Source organism: Flavobacterium sp. LAR06, from assembly GCF_041946075.1.
In the GTDB taxonomy this organism is placed as follows: domain Bacteria; phylum Bacteroidota; class Bacteroidia; order Flavobacteriales; family Flavobacteriaceae; genus Flavobacterium.
The window spans coordinates 392,083-409,309 of sequence record NZ_JAUTYT010000003.1 but is presented as its reverse complement, the minus strand read 5'-3'; the positions used below and the strand labels follow the sequence as shown (position 1 = coordinate 409,309).

Here is a 17,227-nt window from a genome sequence, read left to right as displayed (position 1 = left end):
AATATTGTGCACAAATACAAGCTGAAGGTAATATCCCTTAAAATTGGAAGTATGAGCGGATGGTATAATTTCAAGAAGAAAAGTCCAGCTTATAATTCGTATCAGACCGGTAACGAAACCAATAATGATACTCGTTGACCATGAAATTTCGACGAATTGAGAATACCATATTATGTAGTAAACTGCTGCAAACAAAATCCAAAGCTGTGGTGCAATAGCTTTCCTATTCTTAATTTGTTTTTTAATGTTAAATCAATAGTAAGAGCAGTAAGAATACTTGTAAGGAGTGTAGGTTCCTGGTAAGATTTTGCGTCTGGTGATGATAATGCCATGTTGGATATTCTTATGATAATACAGGCTACTACCCACGAAATAAGTATTTTAAAGAGCAGGGGCAAAATCATGAAGGGGTGTTATTTTTACACTTCAAAGATAGTATTGAAAAAGCTAAGAATAAAATTAAAAATTGAAAACGCTAATATTTTTATTATATACCTGTATGAGTAGTTAGTTAGAGTTGTGTGTGGTTATTTGATTAGGAGATAAGCCATATTTTTTTTTAAATGCAAAGGAAAAATGAGAGAGATCCTCAAAACCAACTTCGAGATAAACTTCTGTTGGTTTTTTCTTTTTTTCTGATAATTGATAATAGGCCAATTCTAACCTCTTTTGTGTTAGCCACTTTTGAGGTGTGTCATGAAAATGTTTTTTAAAGTCTCTGTTAAAGGTTGATAAACTGCGGCCTGTAAGATAACCTAATTTTTCCATCGGCATATTGAACATAAAATTTCGCTCCATGAAATTAATTAGATCAACTTTACCAGGTTCATCAAAATTGGCCAAAATGTTATCGACACTTTTATCAATTTCTCTTAAAATACTTATCGCTTCACTAATTTTTAACGATGCAATATTCTCAGGAAATTTACCTTCCAGATCAAAATAAGGTATTACTGAACTCAGACAACTTTCTAATAATGGATGATTACTAAAACTATATATTTTCTGTCCGCCAACATATTTTTTTTCTACATCAATTTTTTCATAAAACTTTTTTAATCGTTCTGTAGTTAAATGCATTACTACTGTCTTGTGCGGCTGTCCATTTTTTGGATAATTTATGATTGTAGCCATGTGATTTCTTGGAATTAAGAATATATCACCAGTCTTAAAGTAAAAAGTAGCATCTGCCTGTATTATTTTTGTTTCGCCCGAAATAAACCAAATAAGCATATGGTCGTCAAAGATTAAGTCAGATTTAAATAATTTATCATCGTAGCTGGAAAGCTTAATTTCAGGTGTTAAGTATTTTGAAATATGGTCCATGGTTTAATGATTTCTAATAAAAATTATTCTTGTTGTTTTTTACTTTGCTAGTTCAAAGATAGTTAACTGTGCCGGGCGTTGCAATAGATCTGAAATATCATAATCCTGCCCATTTTTTTATAGAGCAGGATTATAGTTGATTTAAGAAAATGGAAATGAAATACCCGTCATTTTTTCGCTTAAGTCCCACAATCTTTTAGCGTTTGTTTCATCAAGAGAGTACCTTTCTACTCCATAGGACCCAATGCTGTCTTCACCATTTGCTAATGGGGCGATATCATTATCTTCACAATAAACACCTCCAATATTTTCCAGTGCAGCGCTGGTAGTACACCAAACTGTTGTAGCAGCGCCTTGTGGAATTGTTTTTAATTTTGCAGCCACTTCGGGAAGAAGATTACCGTCTTCATCCAGAAAGCCCATTTTTTGGAATAATTCTAATGGAGCTTCTCTTGCTAACTCAGTTCCGGCAATTGAACCAGGATGCAAAGAATATGCTCTTACATTGAATGCTTTCGCACGATTGTCAAGTTCAAGAGAAAATAAGTTACTCGCCGTTTTTGATTGTCCGTAGGCTTGTAAGGTTTCGTATTCTCTATGTAGAAAATTAGGATCTTCAAAATTAAAAGGAGCCATTTGATGTCCAAGAGAAGATACATTGATTACTCTTGCGCCATTTGCTTTTTTAAGTGCCGGAAATAATCTTGCAGTTAAATGAAATTGCCCCAAGTAATTGGTAGCCAATTGTGATTCGATTCCGCGACTGTCTCTGCGCAAAGGAACCCACATAATGCCAGCATTGTTTATAAGGAGATGCAATGGCCTGTTTGATCGAAGGAAATTTTCTGCAAATGCATCGATAGAAGCGGGATTCATTACATCCATCATTTCTATTTCTACATTTTCAATGCCTTCAAGATTTTTCTTTGCTTTTTCAATGTCTCTGGCTGGTACGATTACGGTTGCACCGGCATTAGCCAACGTTTTGGTGGTCTCCAATCCTATACCAGCATTTCCGCCGGTTACGATTATGATTTTTCCTCTAAGGTCAATTCCATTAATAACATCTGATGAAGTTGATGTTGCGTTAAAACCTGAACCAATGGGCTGCTGTAAAGCTCCCTGATAATTGTTACGTCTCATGTTTTTCATTATTAAAAAGTTATAGGACAAAATTATAGGGATAAGTGCTGTTGTATTTTGTTTATAAAGTCAAATTACTTTGTTTAAAATGTCAATTAAGCTATATTTTTACAGTTATTATATTTTTAAGTGAAACTTTTGAATTAATTTAAATGATATTGTAAATTAGCTAAGTAACCTCCTTTTATATCAATTGAGATGTTTTAGGATGTAATTGGAATCATAAAATTTTGTGCCTTATGCCTTGGAACCCGGAAATATATAATAAGTTTAAAGACCTTCGTAATAAACCATTTTATGATTTGATGGATTTTATCAAATTGCCCGAATCTTCAACTGCAATTGATTTAGGCTGTGGTACAGGGGAGCAAACCGCTATATTAGCTGAGAATTTCAGTAAAACTGATTTTCTTGGGATTGATTCGTCAGCTGAAATGTTGATAAAATCAAAATCTTTAGAGACAATTAATCTCCATTTTGAACGCATGTCAGTAGAAGATATATTGAAATTAAATAAAAAATGGGATTTAGTTTTTAGTAACGCAGCGTTACAGTGGTCTGATAATCATGAGATATTATTTCCAAAACTGATTCATTTGCTTACTTCAAAAGGTCAGTTTGCAGTGCAGATGCCTATTCAGAAGGAAAATATTCTAAATAAAATTCTTTATCAATTGGCTGACGAAGATCCTTTTAAAACTTATTTTAAGGGATGGAGGAGAGATTCTCCTGTATTAAATATGGATCAATATGCGCAAATTATGTTTGATGGCGGATTGGAAGAAATTCAGATTATGGAGAAAGTTTATCCCATAATTGCGAATGATCATGATACATTGTATAATTTTATTTCTGGTTCGGCTCTGATTCCTTATTTAGAGCTTCTTGAAAACGATCAAAAAGAGTCCTTTATCAAAGCATTTAAAATTAGAATAGCAGAGCATTTTCCAAAGCTTCCTGCTATTTATGCCTTTAAAAGAATTCTGCTTTATGGAAGAAAAAGTGAAGAAAAAATATAACCAGTTTATAGTTTTAAATATAAACTGGTTATAAAAATAGTTTTCTAGTTAGTACCAGCGGCACTTTTATCTACAAGAAATAATAATTCTCCTGAAACGGGCTTAATCAATTGCATCGGGTATGTAGAAGGATTATATTCTCCTTTTGTTACTTCTTTCAACGCAGGCGCTTTTTTCTCTCCAAAAGCCACTACAATGATTTTTTCGGCTTTATTGATTAGGGGTGCAGTAAGTGTGATACGGTGCATTTTTTGAGGTTCAAGATAATAGGCAGCGACCCATTTATTTTGTTCGTCTAAAACTGCCTGACCTGGAAAAAGAGAAGCTGTATGTCCGTCATCTCCCATTCCTAATAAGATAAGGTCAAATTCTCCTTCGTCACCTAAAACCTTTCTAATTGAATGTTCGTAAGTAACAGCAAAATCTTCAGGTGTAACACCATCTTGGTACATCTCAAAAATATTTTCAGACGGAATAGCAACATGGCTCAGTAATGTAGCGTAAGACATTTTTGCATTACTTAAGTCATCATTAAGAGGAACCCAACGTTCGTCTCCCCAAAAAATAAAAACTTTACTCCAGTCTATTTTGGTTTTGTAAGCATCAGAAGCTAATAATTTGTAAATACCCGCAGGAGAGGAGCCTCCTGTTAGTACGGCTGTAAATTGGCCTTTTTCAGCAATTGCTTTTTGTGCTGCTGCTACAAAAAGGTCTGCTGCTTTTACATTAATTTCTTCTGTAGTATTATATATCTGTATCATCTTCTAAAAGTTCTTCTTTTGTTTGTGTGTTTGGAATCCATTTGTGTCCCTGACGCGCCAATAGTTCGTCAGCTTCTTCAGGTCCCCAGCTTCCTGCCTTGTAATTTGGAAAATTAACTGGCACTGTATCTTTCCATACTTGTTGGATAGTATCAATAGCATCCCAGGCTTGTTCTACCTGATCCCAACGCATGAATAGCGTAGGATCTCCTGCCAATGCATCTGCGATAAGCGTTTCATAAGCTTCCGGCGACATTGTAGAGCAGGCGAAATAATCGAATATCATTTCAGCTGGTCTTAAAGAAAGTGACAGACCTGGTTTTTTGGTCATAAACTGCAGTTTAATGTCCATTGCAGGCTGAATATTGATAATAAGCCTGTTGGGTGTCATGCCTTCTTTTCCATAAGAAAATGAAGAATGTGGAACTGGTTTAAATTGTATAATAATAGAAGATTGTTTTTCTTCCATTCTTTTTCCGGTACGCAGATAAAACGGAATTCCCTGCCATCTCCAGTTATCCAGATAAATTTTCATGGCCACGTAGGTTTCTGTGATAGAATCCGGTGCAATTCCTTTATCCTCACGATATCCGGGAATAGGATTTCCTTTTATAGCACCGGCATCATATTGTCCTCTGACAACGTAATGATCCACTTCTTCCGGTTTGATGCGTCGAATCGATTTCAATACATCTGCTTTACGGTTTCGAATGTCATCCGCTTGTAAAGAAGCCGGAGCTTCCATAGCGGTCATACAAAGAATTTGAAGCAAATGGTTCTGGATCATATCTTTTAAGGCACCAACTCCTTCATAAAATCCACCGCGTTCTTCAACTCCAACTTCTTCTGCTACTGTAATTTGAACAAAGTCGATGAAGTTTCGGCTCCATAAAGGTTCAAACATCGAATTTCCAAAACGGAAAGCCAAAATGTTCTGAACGGTTTCTTTTCCTAAATAATGATCAATTCTGTAAATCTGCTCTTCTTTGAAAGTCTGCGAAAGCATTTCATTAAGAGCAATGGCAGAAGTTTTATCGTAACCAAAAGGTTTTTCAATAATGATTCGGTCTTGCTTTGGATTAGCTGCAAGGCCAATCTTCTTGATATTACTTGAAATTGTAGTTATGAAAGAAGGCGTAATCGAAAGATAAAAAAGACGATTGGCACGTTCTCCAAAACTTTCATCAATAGCATTTATCTTTTCATTCAAACTTTGATAAGACGCTTCTTTGTCTATATCAAGGCTATGATAACTTACGTGAGAAAGGAATTTTTGAGTTTCCGGATCTGCAATATCTTTCTTTCTTGAAAAGATATTTAGATTTTCTAAGACATAGCTTCTAAACTCTTCATTGCTTTTTTCTGCTCTTCCCAATGCGATAATCTCAAATTTCTTTGACATGCGGCCGTCAAGGTACAGATTTTGAAATGCGGGAAATAGTTTTCTTTTTGCCAGATCTCCGGTTCCCCCAAAAATGACAATAATGGTTGGATTTATATTTTTGAACTTACTCATTTGTGTGTTGTGTTGCTTATAGTTCCTTATTCAGACCATTGGGTGTGAAAAACACCTGTTGTATCGATTCTTTCGTAAGTGTGAGCGCCAAAATAATCGCGCTGCGCCTGAATTAGGTTTGTTGGTAGATTTTCAGATCTGTAGGCGTCAAAATAAGCTAATGAATTCATTAATCCCGCTACAGGTAATCCTTTTTGAACAGCAAATTGAATCACTGATCTCATTCCCGCCTGGTTTTCGGTTAATTTTGAAGCAATACCGGCATCTAAAAGCAAGTTTGGTAAATCTGTTTTTGCAACATATGCTTTTCTGAAATCTTCTAAAATGTTGGCACGAATAATACAGCCACCACGCCATATTTTGGCAACAGTTTCTAAGTTTAATCCGTAATTGTATTCTTTAGATGCAGTATGTAACTGTGCTAATCCTTGTGCGTAAGTCACGACAATAGATAAGTATAAAGCTGATTTTAACGCCGCAATTGCCTCGCTTGTATTTACGTCAGTTGCCGGAGCGTTCCAAACTAGTTTTTTGGCAGCTTCAATTCTTTCCGGCTTCGTTTTAGACATATCACGCATAAAAACGGCAGCATCAATAGTTGGAATCGGTACTTGTAAATCCATTGCGTTTTGCGAAGTCCATTTCCCTGTTCCTTTAGATTTTGCCCAATCCGAAATTTTATTGATCAGCCTGCTTCCGTCTTCGTCTTTTTGTTTCAGAATGTTTCCGGTGATTTCGATCAAATAGGATTTAAGATCGTGGGTTTGGTTCCATTCTTCAAAAGTTTTCTGAATGGTATCTTCATCCAGATTATAGCCTCTTTTCATAAGGTCATAAATTTCAGAAATAAGCTGCATGATTCCGTATTCGATTCCGTTGTGAACCATTTTTACATAGTTACCGGCAGATCCGTTTCCTAAATATTCTACGCAAGGTTCTCCATCCACTTTTGCTGCAATAGCTTCAAAAATAGGGCGAAGTCTCTCGTAAGCTTTCTGATCTCCACCTGGCATCATAGCCGGACCGAATCTCGCACCTTTTTCACCTCCTGAAATTCCCATTCCAAAGAAGTGAATTCCTTTTTCAGATAATTCCAAAAATCTTCTGTCTGTATCGGTGAAAAAAGTATTACCACCATCAATTATAATATCTCCCTTGTCTAAATGCGGAAGTAAACTTGCTATTGCGCTGTCAACCGGCTTTCCTGCAGGAACCAATAACATAATAGCTCTTGGTTGTTGAATAAGTTCTACAAAATGTTTAACATCTGTGGTTGCTTCAATGGTATCATTAGGACCGGCTTCTTGTTGAAGAGAATTAACTTTTTCGGTATCTAAATCTAAACCTGCTGCTGCAAAGTTATGGCTCGCTATATTCAAAAGTAAATTACGACCCATTACACCTAATCCTACAATTCCAAAATCAAATTTGCTCATAGTTTTCAATTAACTAAAATTATTATAAAATGTTTTTCTGAAAAAAGGAGTAGAAAAAATAGTAATTCTTTTTCGTTCAGTTCTTTGCAGAAAAAACAAAGTTTGGCTCGATCTTAAATTTTAAGATCTACCGCGCTAAGTTAGAGAAAAATGATGAAACATTGCGTGATTATTAGCCCACTTTAAGGACTATTATGTTACTTTTTTATGTGTGAAAAACACATTTAGAAAGACATAATACTGTTGTTTGTTTATGAATTATCAGTCTTTAAACTAAAACCCGAAATATATTTCAATGAAATCGTGGGATTGATTAAACAAAAATTAGGAACGAAATAATAAGGGAATTATCTGCCATTATTTAAATACAAAAGGGAAGTAAACAAGAAAAAGAAGCTAAAAATCCCTTATATTAGAGATTTCAAATAACAAACGTAATAATTAAATTGAACTTGCATATGGAAAAGCTTATCCTCAACCTTCAAAACAGATTTTCAAAAAGTAAATTTTTATGTTTAATGATTATGACTATAATTTTTACTTCTAATTCGATATCAGCTCAAAAGAAAGACATGATGATTCGTATTTCAGAAATTGAAATTTATCCTGAATATTTATCGCAATATAAAGGAATATTAAAAGAAGAGTCTTCGGCTTCAGTAAAGTTAGAACCGGGAGTGTTGGCCATTTTTCCTATGTACCAAAAGAAGGATTCTACCCAAATAAGAATATTAGAAATGTACGAGGATAATGATGCCTACCAATCCCATTTAAAAACACCTCATTTTCTAAAATATAAAACAAGCACAGTTAAAATGGTTAAGTCATTAAAGCTGATTGATATGGATACAATTGATCCGGAATCTATGAAAATGTTGTTTAGGAAAATGAATGAATAGCTAGTTAATTTGGTATAAAAACATATAATCAGCAATTTCATCAAAACGAGTATATTTGGTTTTTTTTTTAAATTCCGGAATGTCACAAAACAAAAAATCGATTTACACACTACAGTTTATTTTGCTCTGCATGAGTTCTCTTTTGTTCTCGTCCAGTTTTAATATGATAATACCAGAGCTTCCCAGTTATTTAAGCAGTTTGGGTGGAGCAGAATACAAAGGACTTATTATTTCATTATTTACCCTTACAGCGGCCATATCACGTCCGTTCAGCGGGAAACTTACGGATCGATGGGGACGCGTGCCTGTTATGGCTGTAGGATCTGTTGTATGTTTAATTTGCGGATTTTTATATCCAATTTTAAGTTCCGTTTCCGGTTTTCTTCTTTTACGATTAGTTCATGGATTCTCGACAGGATTTAAACCTACTGCAACTTCTGCCTATGTAGCAGATATTATTCCACAAGAGCGATGGGGAGAAGCATTGGGTATGCACGGATTATGTTTTAGCATTGGTGGAGCTTTAGGACCATCAATAGGGAGTTTAATTGTAAATGCTTATGGAATGGATGCGATGTTTTACAGCTCTTCGTTTCTCGCTTTTTTATCTATCATTATAGTGATGAACATGAAAGAAACTTTAGCAGTAAAAGAAAAACTCCATAAGTCTATGTTTTTTATCAGCCGTACTGATATTATAGATATCGGAGCACTTCCTGCGGGAATAATAACTTTTTTCTCTTATACGGCATTTGGATTAATACTTACTTTAATTCCCGACTGGAGCGAACATTTGGGAGCCGTAAATAAAGGAATATTTTTCACTTCTTTTACAGCAGCATCCGTTTTGGTGCGGTTTGTTGCGGGCAAAGTTTCTGACCGATACGGTCGAACTAGTGTTATACTTGTCGGACTGGTTGTGACCGCTTTTTCGTTATTTATAATAAGTGAAAGCACAAGTGTTACGATATTATTAGTGGGAGCAGCGATTTACGGAATGGGTACTGGTACTTTATCACCTGCCATAAATGCATGGACAATCGATCTCAGCAGCCCGCAACATCGTGGGAAAGCCATTGCGACAATGTACATTTCTATGGAATTAGGAATTGGTCTTGGAGCACTAATTGGAGGCAGTTATTACAATGACATAATTGAGCGTATACCACTTATAATGAAAATTGATATCGTAATACTATGCATAGGTATTCTGTATCTTTTGTATTGGAGGAGATTAAAACAACATTAATGAGTCAAATGTTATTCTTCGCTCATTAAAAATTTAATTCATTATTATATCTTTATCTCCATATTATGGATCAAACTGTAGAAATTTTTGGCGCAATTTTCGGATTTCTTTCCGTCTATTTTACGATCAGACAAAACATCTGGTGTTGGTATTTTGGGTTACTTCAGGTGACACTTTATTGCTTTGTTTTTTACACCTCAAAATTATATTCAGATATGATTTTGCATGTTATTTATATTTTTCTACAATTTTACGGCTGGTACAATTGGAAATATGGAGGTTCAAATAAAAGTACACTGCGGGTAACATTACTAACCCATACAATGTTTTGGATTGGCCTGACTGTTTTAGTAACGGCTCTTTTAGGATATGTTATGCAAACCAAAACCGATGCATCCTTTCCTTATGAAGATGCCTTTATAACAGTAGCAAGTCTTGTTGCTCAATATTTGATGATAAAAAAAATACTGCAATCCTGGCTGTTTTGGATAATCGTCGATGTAGTGGCGATTACCATATATGCTTATAAAGATTTATATTTTACAACAGTTTTGTATGTGCTTTTTTTAGTGATGGCTGTAATGGGCTACTTAGAATGGAAAAAAGCCTACAATGAAGAATTTGCATATGAAAGACCATAAAGTTGGATTGACACTAGGGAAATTTGCCCCATTTCATAAAGGACACCAGTTATTAATAGAAACGGCTATTAAGGAGATGGATGAAGTGATCGTGCTAATTTATGACGATCCTGTAATAAATATTTCTTTGGCAACCAGAGCCAGTTGGATACGCGAGATATATCCAAATATTGTAGTTATTGAAGGTGTAAATTCACCAAATGATACTGGGTATACAGCTGAGATTATGAAAATTCAGGAAGATTACGTTTTAAGTGTTTTAGATAATCGTAACATTTCCCATTTTTACTCGAGTGAACCTTACGGCGAACATATGAGTATTGCGCTGAATGCCATAAACAGACAAGTAGATGTGAGTCGAAATATCGTTCCGATATCGGCTACAAAAATTAGAAAAGATCCTTTTAAAAATAAAAATTTTGTTCAACCTAAAGTCTATGCAGATTTGATTACGAAAGTGTTATTACTTGGTGCGCCGTCAACGGGTAAAACTACTTTGGCAGAAAAACTAGCCATCCATTTTGATACGCAGTGGATGCCAGAATATGGAAGAGAATATTGGGAGAAGCATCAGGTCAATAAAAGGTTAACTTTAGAAGATCTTTTAAAAATTGCTGAAGGTCACATTGAAAGGGAAGATGCGTTGGTGTTACAATCCAATCGATTCTTATTTTCTGATACCAATGCGATTACGACCTATTTATTTTCATTGGATTACCATGGAAATGCCTTAGAAGAATTAAAAAAATTAGCAAAATTGGCAGAAAACAGGCACGATGTAATTTTTGTTTGTGATACAGATATTCCGTATGATGATACCCGGGATAGATCGGGTGATGTAAAAAGGAAAGAATTTCAAGAAAAAATTATAAAGGATTTAAACAACAGAAACCTTAATTATCATATGCTTAAGGGGAGTGTTGCCGAAAGAATTGAAAAAGTATCCAAAGTATTGTCCGCGAGAGAAAATAATAAATTTTAATCTAACCCAGAACCAAAATAGAGCATGTCTGACTTATTCAATAAAACAGTGGGATTTTTTAAGAAAGTCCCGGAATCACCTACGAATCCGCAAGATGTTAAAAGCAACAAGAAATTTCAAATAGAAGATCTTTATTCAAGTGATGATCCTCAAAATGAATCTGGCGAGTCAATTACGCTGGATGAAAAATTGCGTCAGGCCTATTTTTGGATAACGAATACAGCCATTATTAGTCCGTATTACGACATCGAATTCAATGATGGCGATCCTAAAAAGTTTTTATTTGGAGACAGTAAAGTACCTGTTTATTTGCCTACAGATCAGAGTTATTCCAGCTTCGTATTAATGCCTTTGTTAAACTTAGCAGCAAGAGGTAAATGTCTTATTGTCGGAGGACCTGGTCGCGGAAAAACAGCTACTTCTGTATTGATGGGTTTGTTGGCCGGATATGATAATAAGGATGTGATGCGCGCTATTCAGCATGGTCAGCCTCAAATGACTATTTCAGATTTATTAGGACATCCATTACCATCAGACATGGTAAAGGCCGAAAAAACATCAGATATTAGAATTGCCTGGCGAAAATGGCTAGGAATGAGAGTGAAAATTATTGATGAATACAATCGAATTCCGACCAGAACGCAATCTGCTTTATTAACTGTTTTGGCAGACAATTATGCTGAAATTTTCGATCAGATTTATGAATGTCCGGATGGAGCATGGTATCTTACAGCCAACGATGATGCTGGTGGAGGAACGTATCAGGTTATTGAAGCCTTAAAGGACAGGATTGATATTGTAATCAGAGCGATGCATTTTAATACAAGGTTTGTTGAAGATTTATTACAGCGTATTGAACTCAATTTTAAACCGGAAGCGATAATTCCGGAAGAAATAATTTTTACGGAAGAAGAATTAAATACTATAAATAAACAAATCAGAGGCGTACAAATCGACCCTGAATTGCGTAAACGCATCGAGTTTTTCTGTCGCCAGTTTGAATTTTTTGAACCTGCATCCAACCGATTGGAATACATGACTAAAGACACCGCAAAATTGTCAGGTATGGATATGCGTACTCTTTTTAGAAAAGAAACCGGAAAAGACCCTATAAAAGATTTAGGTTCGCAGGCAAAGAATGGTTTATCGGTTAGAAAAATCATGACTTTGCTAATGTTTTCTAAAGCATTGGCTTATTTTAGAGGAAATAAAAAAGTGGAATTAGAAGATATCAGACAAGTGTTGCCCTTCATTTTGCACGATAGTTTAACACCACATTTAGAATCGCCATTTTTTGATCAGGTGGGTAATGAAGTTTATAGAGTGGATAGAATTGTATGGTTGCGAAACCTGTTTGATTTATCTTGTGATGAATATGTAAGTCAGGATCTGGATAGAAACGATCCAGTTGATCGATTTGAAGAAGAGTTTAAAAAAGGGCTTGAAAATATATCTTCAAAAGAAATTGATAACCGACTTTTAAATATCGAGAAGCAACTACAGAAGTGGTCTGAAGAGAAAAAGCTTTACGGTTACAGAGCAGATGATATTTTAAAATTAAAGTATTTGCATCAACGTTATACAAATTATAAAAGATGGCTGCAATGGAAAAAATAAGCTTTCCACCTCTTATTGCAGAATTAAGCGAGAAAAGCTCCTTGTACAATCAAAGATACAATGAGAGCGAAATAAAGTATGGCAGTTTGCCGGCTCATATCATTGCCAATTGGATGGTAGAAGTTGTGGAGCCTATTGTCAAAGAAACGGTTGCTTTAAATGCTGCTCCGGAAAAAGTTCATGAAGTAGTAAAAGCATTATATCAGGAATCTTTGAGATTAATCGGAAATGGGTCAGCAATTCGCTATAAGGATGAATATAAGCAAGCCTGGCTGTTAATGGGGCAAATGCCGAACTTATTAGTGAAATTTCCAATAAAAACCATTTCATTATTGAGTGATGTTCTTTCGAGTTTTCATTTGTATGCCCCGGAAAAAATAACAGCTTGGTGCCAACTTATGAGCAACAGCAGTTCGGAGATTAAAACGATTGAAGATTTTAAAATTGTAGGACGTATTTATGCATGGAAATGTGGTTTGGCGCATTTAAGAACACGTTTAAAGGCAGATTTCGACGAACTTTCTGAAAATCTCCAGGAAATTGTTGGTATTAGTTTGGGATCAGATAAAAATACAATCCAATTTTTTGAAAATCCATGGACAAATAACATCACGAAATTTGAAGGTGTTCAGGGAGGTTTTAGAGCAGAAACCGGATTCTTTGAGAATCCGCCACGACTGGCACAAATCGACGGAAATATATTTGCAACAGATTCAGTAAGTAGCTATGCGCTTTTTGCCGATCAATTTGGAAAAGTTTTAATTCCGGCAAATACAGTTGATGCAACTTATATTTTATCCTATTCTAAACGATTAGAGACCCTGGAAAAATGGCTTGGAAAAGACAGTGAAAAAATTGATGCAGATAACATTTCATCTGTAGTAACAACAGAAAATACTTTGGTTTTTACCCTGAAAAATTCCTATTTTTTATATTTATTCAGTCTTGGAAATGCATAATCTATCTAAAATAGAAGAAACATTAGTGTCATGGAAATCACATTGGCAGCAGGCAAAACTGGAGTGGAATCCTTTGTTGCGTCTGCAGGAACCTATTTGGTGCCTTTCTCATCAGGACGCCTGGAAAGAGGGACTTACGGGTAGTTTTGCCATGATTCGATTAAATGATCATCGTATTGTGATTAATTTAGAAGAAATTACAGAATGTGGCATTACCGACTATGCTATTGAAGTGTTGGCGCACGAAATTGGCCATCATATTTTTGCGCCTGCCAATTTATACGATAATGCTATTTTACTGAATCGGATTCGTTTTGCGCTTCCAGGTATTGAAGACAGGGCACCTATGGTATCTAATTTATATACCGATTTTTTAATTAATGATAAATTACAGCGCGTCAATAAATTAAGAATGTCGGAAGTTTATAAAGCTATAAATTCTGAAGATAATTTTACTGAATTATGGACGCTCATGATGCGGACTTACGAATATTTATGGCGTTTAAACCGTGGTGAATTAGCAACCAATTTATCCTTTCACAGTAAAAAAATAGATGCCGATGCTTCATTATTAGCTTCTTTGATAAGAAGTTATGCAAAAAGCTGGATTCATGGTGGAGGTAGATTTGCCGTGATGTTGTATCCGTATTTAATGGATGACAAAAAATTTGAAGAGGCACGCAAAAAGATTTTAATAATCTTAGATGCAGAAGATGCAGGCAAAGGAGCTATGGATATTTCTGGTATGACCGAACTCGATTTGGAAGGTTATGATGAAGTAATCGACATGCGAAAAGAAGCCATTAGTTCAAAAGAAAATGAGGGTGATAAAAAAAAGAAGGGCAGTCTAGGCATAGAAAAAAGTCAGAGAGGCGGCCAGGGACCAAGAGAAGGCTATATGGGACCAGGAAATTACATTGATTTGATGAAACAGGTCAACCCAAAAGCAGATGAACAGCGTTTGGTCAATGCTTATTATAAAGAAATTGCTTTGCCGCATTTAATTGATTTTCCTGTAGAAATATCAGAGAATAAATCCATGGATTTACCGGAAGGACTGGAAACCTGGGATATTGGAGACGCTATCGAAGAAGTAGACTGGCTGCAATCTGCCATTACATCGCCCACAATTATTCCGGGATTAACGACTCAAAAGAGATCCTACGGTTCAGATTCGGATAACAGCATTTCAGAAAGTCCGCTAAATATATATTTAGGTATCGACTGTTCCGGTTCGATGGGAAATCCGAGGCATAATTTTTCATGGCCCATTCTGGCAGCGACCATTATAGGATTATCTGCTTTACGTGCCGGAGCATCTGTTATGGGATGCCTCTCTGGCGAACCGGGAGATTATTTAGAAACAGATGGTTTTATTACAGACGAAACCGATTTGTTGACCACCTTAACTTCTTATTTAGGTACAGGTTATGCCTATGGAATTGAACGATTACGAAAACCATTTGGAGAGAAACCAAATAAAAAATCACATATCGTAATCGTGACTGATAATGATATTTTTAGTATGTTAAATGCTGACACACACACCGATCAAACAAATTGGGAATTAGCGGAAATTGCATTAAAAAATGCTGGCGGGCACGGAACTATGGTTTTACATTCGCCTCCCGATTACAATAATGATTTAGTAAGGAGATTACAAAAAATGGGCTGGAGGGTATACTATGTTACAAACGAAACAGAACTTTTAAAGTTTGCAGCTGAATTTTCACAACAAAATTACGCCTATGTCTAAATATGATGTTTTTGAATTAGTTGCGTATTTGCGAAAATGTCCGGATACCTTTTTTAAACCTTCTGATTTTTTTTTAGAGGAGGGATTAAATTCTATTGCTTTGGTATACGACACGTACAGGCTAGTAAGTAATGATTTTTTGCGAAATGATTTTAAAATCCCATCCAATTTAGGGACAATTAGTGATAATCATTGGCGGGCCATTCATATTTCGACCTGGTTGCTTTCTAATCCGGATTTTATGAATAATCCCGTTATAGAAGATAAATTATACAACTTTTGGTTTGTAGAATTACAACAGGCTTCGGCTTATGTAAAGTTCAATGAATGGACAAATGACGAGGAACGTGCAGAGGAAATGGTACGCTTGCTATTATATTGCTGTGAGATTATGCCGTACGGTGAAAATCAGGATGAGGCGGCAGATAAATTATCCTCTTTTAGCAGCGTGGAGCGACATAAAGTTTTAAAACAATCGTATGAAGCACATGAAAGAATAATGAAAATCAAACGGGAAATGGAAGAGCAAAAAGCCAGAGAAGCGGCAAATACTTATGGCCGTGAGTAGTGGACCACAAATAGCATTGACAGACGAGGAACGTTTTCCGTTGCTTGATGATCTAAGTTTTTTAAATGCACTTAGACAAGATGTTTTTGCACCAAAATTTAATTTTAAAAGTGGTGATCGATTAAATACTGTACAGCTTTCAAAAGTTCATTCTCACAAAATAAAATATTACAATGAAAAGGTATTTTGGAAGGAAGGAGAAATGCCAATTTGGATAGACACCTATTTAAAATGGTGTATTGAAACAGTGCCGTTTTATCAAAATAAAGGGAATGATTTCGATTCTTTTCCAACTATTTCACGAGAAGATATTAGAAACTTTCCTCATTTATTTGTTTCTAATGAGGCAAATTTAAAGGAGCTATTGGTTTATCATACTTCTGGTTCTACAGGGCCAAAGCTAGATGTGCTTTTTGATGCAGTTGCTCAAGCTAGCTGGTTACCACAAATAGAGTCTGTTCTAAAAGATTTTGACGTTACAATAACTGAAGATAAAAATACGACCGCAATTGCTCTGATCTGTGCACAGGAAAAAACACTGACCTATGCTTCTTTGTCAACCTATTTAGAAGGAGCGGGGATTTTAAAGATAAACCTGAATCCGTCAGAGTGGAATGAGCCAGATCATGCTGTAAAATACCTTGAGAAGTATAACCCACAAATTCTTACTGGTGATCCTATAGCCTTTATGGCATTGTTAGATTTAGCACCTCAGTTGAATCCAAAAGCGCTAATATCTTCTGCGATGAAGTTGACAATAGGTACAAAAAACAAATTACATAATTATTTCAAATGCCCTGTGATAGATCTTTATTCGTTAACCGAATGTAGAAATATAGCTTATGCATCAGGAATTGGGCATAAAGTTATTCGTCCAGATTTGTATTTAGAAATTTTTGATGAACATAAAGATGTAAAACTTCCGTACGGTGAAAGAGGAGAATTAGTTGTTACGGGAGGTAATAATCCTTTTCTGCCCTTAATACGGTATAGAACTGGTGATTTTTGTAGTTTGAAAATAGAAAATGGAGTTCCATTTTTAGTTGATTTGGAAGCTCGAAATCCAGTCGTTTTTTATACAAAGTCAAATGTAAAAATAAATAATATCGATATTTCTAATTGTTTATCTGAGTTGCCATTGGCAGGTTTTAAAATACATCAGAGAAAAGATAAATTGATTGCGTTTCTGGGATATTCCAATCAGGTTACTGCACAGGAAATCACCGAAGTATTGAATACCATTTTTAAACATGATATTGATATTCTTGCAGATATTCAAAAAATATCTCAAAATAATACAGTCGAAAAAACGCTGTATTCTTCGGAGTTGCTCTAAATTAAATCCCTAAAGTATT

General features: G+C 35.3%; 15 protein-coding genes. 10 read left to right on the top strand and 5 right to left on the bottom strand.

The annotated features are described in order from the left end of the window. Positions 1 to 507: 507 nt before the first annotated feature. Together Q7C23_RS06750 and Q7C23_RS06745 are read right to left on the bottom strand one after the other, a co-directional pair. Positions 508 to 1,326 carry a helix-turn-helix domain-containing protein gene (locus Q7C23_RS06750; protein WP_375031792.1) on the bottom strand — a complete coding sequence of 273 codons (819 nt, stop codon included), beginning with the start codon at positions 1,324 to 1,326 and terminating at the stop codon, positions 508 to 510. A 141-nt stretch (positions 1,327 to 1,467) separates the two neighbouring features. Continuing rightward, entirely contained in the window at positions 1,468 to 2,469 is a 1,002-nt protein-coding gene (locus Q7C23_RS06745; protein ID WP_375031791.1) for an SDR family NAD(P)-dependent oxidoreductase, read from the bottom strand. 239 nt (positions 2,470 to 2,708) lie between these two features. On the opposite strand from Q7C23_RS06745, the gene Q7C23_RS06740 reads away from it, so the two are divergent. After that, the gene (locus Q7C23_RS06740) at positions 2,709 to 3,488 is read left to right on the top strand and encodes a methyltransferase domain-containing protein (RefSeq protein WP_375031790.1); all 780 of its coding nucleotides are present in this window, start codon (positions 2,709 to 2,711) and stop codon (positions 3,486 to 3,488) included. Positions 3,489 to 3,532: 44 nt separating this feature from the next. Here Q7C23_RS06740 and pgl read toward each other — a convergent pair whose 3' ends face one another. The 3 genes from pgl to gndA are packed head-to-tail and all read right to left on the bottom strand — an operon-like array spanning position 3,533 to position 7,201. After that, positions 3,533 to 4,249 (bottom strand): 6-phosphogluconolactonase, encoded by a 717-nt coding sequence (pgl, locus tag Q7C23_RS06735; RefSeq protein ID WP_375031789.1) that lies wholly within the window; start codon positions 4,247 to 4,249, stop codon positions 3,533 to 3,535. Further along, the gene (gene zwf, locus Q7C23_RS06730; RefSeq protein WP_375031788.1) at positions 4,233 to 5,765 is read right to left on the bottom strand and encodes a glucose-6-phosphate dehydrogenase; all 1,533 of its coding nucleotides are present in this window, start codon (positions 5,763 to 5,765) and stop codon (positions 4,233 to 4,235) included. Before zwf ends, pgl begins: the two co-directional genes overlap by 17 nt. A gap of 26 nt (positions 5,766 to 5,791) precedes the next feature. Beyond that, complete coding sequence (gene gndA / locus Q7C23_RS06725; RefSeq protein WP_375031786.1) at positions 5,792 to 7,201, bottom strand: NADP-dependent phosphogluconate dehydrogenase; 1,410 nt, start codon at positions 7,199 to 7,201, stop codon at positions 5,792 to 5,794. Positions 7,202 to 7,725: 524 nt separating this feature from the next. On the opposite strand from gndA, the gene Q7C23_RS06720 reads away from it, so the two are divergent. From Q7C23_RS06720 to Q7C23_RS06680, 9 genes are all read left to right on the top strand, one after another. Next, positions 7,726 to 8,100: a putative quinol monooxygenase gene (locus tag Q7C23_RS06720; protein ID WP_375031785.1), complete on the top strand. Its 375-nt coding sequence runs from the start codon at positions 7,726 to 7,728 to the stop codon at positions 8,098 to 8,100. Positions 8,101 to 8,179: 79 nt separating this feature from the next. Continuing rightward, positions 8,180 to 9,349: an MFS transporter gene (locus Q7C23_RS06715; RefSeq protein WP_375031784.1), complete on the top strand. Its 1,170-nt coding sequence runs from the start codon at positions 8,180 to 8,182 to the stop codon at positions 9,347 to 9,349. A 65-nt stretch (positions 9,350 to 9,414) separates the two neighbouring features. After that, positions 9,415 to 9,990 (top strand): nicotinamide riboside transporter PnuC, encoded by a 576-nt coding sequence (gene pnuC, locus Q7C23_RS06710; protein ID WP_375031783.1) that lies wholly within the window; start codon positions 9,415 to 9,417, stop codon positions 9,988 to 9,990. Continuing rightward, positions 9,977 to 10,972 carry an AAA family ATPase gene (locus Q7C23_RS06705; protein ID WP_375031782.1) on the top strand — a complete coding sequence of 332 codons (996 nt, stop codon included), beginning with the start codon at positions 9,977 to 9,979 and terminating at the stop codon, positions 10,970 to 10,972. Before pnuC ends, Q7C23_RS06705 begins: the two co-directional genes overlap by 14 nt. 24 nt (positions 10,973 to 10,996) lie before the next feature. Beyond that, complete coding sequence (locus Q7C23_RS06700) at positions 10,997 to 12,589, top strand: AAA family ATPase (RefSeq protein ID WP_375031781.1); 1,593 nt, start codon at positions 10,997 to 10,999, stop codon at positions 12,587 to 12,589. Beyond that, positions 12,577 to 13,548 (top strand): hypothetical protein, encoded by a 972-nt coding sequence (locus Q7C23_RS06695; RefSeq protein ID WP_375031780.1) that lies wholly within the window; start codon positions 12,577 to 12,579, stop codon positions 13,546 to 13,548. Before Q7C23_RS06700 ends, Q7C23_RS06695 begins: the two co-directional genes overlap by 13 nt. Then, a complete protein-coding gene (locus tag Q7C23_RS06690; RefSeq protein WP_375031779.1) occupies positions 13,541 to 15,304 on the top strand; it encodes a hypothetical protein in 1,764 nt (587 codons plus the stop codon). Before Q7C23_RS06695 ends, Q7C23_RS06690 begins: the two co-directional genes overlap by 8 nt. Continuing rightward, positions 15,297 to 15,872 (top strand): hypothetical protein, encoded by a 576-nt coding sequence (locus tag Q7C23_RS06685; RefSeq protein ID WP_375031778.1) that lies wholly within the window; start codon positions 15,297 to 15,299, stop codon positions 15,870 to 15,872. The genes Q7C23_RS06690 and Q7C23_RS06685 overlap by 8 nt, the downstream gene beginning before the upstream one ends. Next, the gene (locus Q7C23_RS06680) at positions 15,859 to 17,208 is read left to right on the top strand and encodes an AMP-binding protein (protein WP_375031777.1); all 1,350 of its coding nucleotides are present in this window, start codon (positions 15,859 to 15,861) and stop codon (positions 17,206 to 17,208) included. Before Q7C23_RS06685 ends, Q7C23_RS06680 begins: the two co-directional genes overlap by 14 nt. Positions 17,209 to 17,227 lie beyond the last annotated feature (19 nt).